At 53.7% G+C, this 630-nt stretch carries 1 rRNA gene; it reads right to left on the bottom strand.

From position 1 onward, the window contains the following. A 23S ribosomal RNA gene (locus tag G4V62_RS19185) occupies nucleotides 1–630 on the bottom strand; the annotation flags it as partial.

The following is a 630-nucleotide window of genomic DNA, read 5'->3' as shown; positions in this document are numbered from 1 at the left end:
AAAATTAGGTGGTACAGGAATCTCAACCTGTTATCCATCGCCTACGCCTTTCGGCCTCGGCTTAGGTCCCGACTAACCCTGAGCGGACGAGCCTTCCTCAGGAAACCTTAGGCTTTCGATGGAGGAGATTCTCACTCCTCATTCGTTACTCATACCGGCATTCTCACTTCCAGACGCTCCACCTGTCCTCACGATCAGGCTTCTCTGCCTCTGGAACGCTCCCCTACCGCGAACACCATCAGGTGTTCACCCACAGCTTCGGTGATCCGTTTAGCCCCGGTACATTTTCGGCGCAGAGTCACTCGACCAGTGAGCTATTACGCACTCTTTCAATGATGGCTGCTTCTAAGCCAACATCCTGGTTGTCTGGGCAACTCCACATCCTTTTCCACTGAACGGATACTTAGGGACCTTAGCTGGTGATCTGGGCTGTTTCCCTTTCGACGACGGATCTTATCACTCGCCGTCTGACTCCCAAGTCTAAGCCTGCGGCATTCGGAGTTTGACTGAACTCGGTAACCCGAGAGGGGCCCCTCATCCAATCAGTGCTCTACCTCCGCGGCTCGTTCCTTGAGGCTAGCCCTAAAGCTATTTCGGGGAGAACCAGCTATCTCCAAGTTCGATTGGCAT

The organism is Litoribacterium kuwaitense (genome assembly GCF_011058155.1).
Classification (GTDB): Bacteria; Bacillota; Bacilli; order Bacillales; family DSM-28697; genus Litoribacterium; species Litoribacterium kuwaitense.
This window is presented reverse-complemented; position numbering and strand designations above follow the sequence as displayed.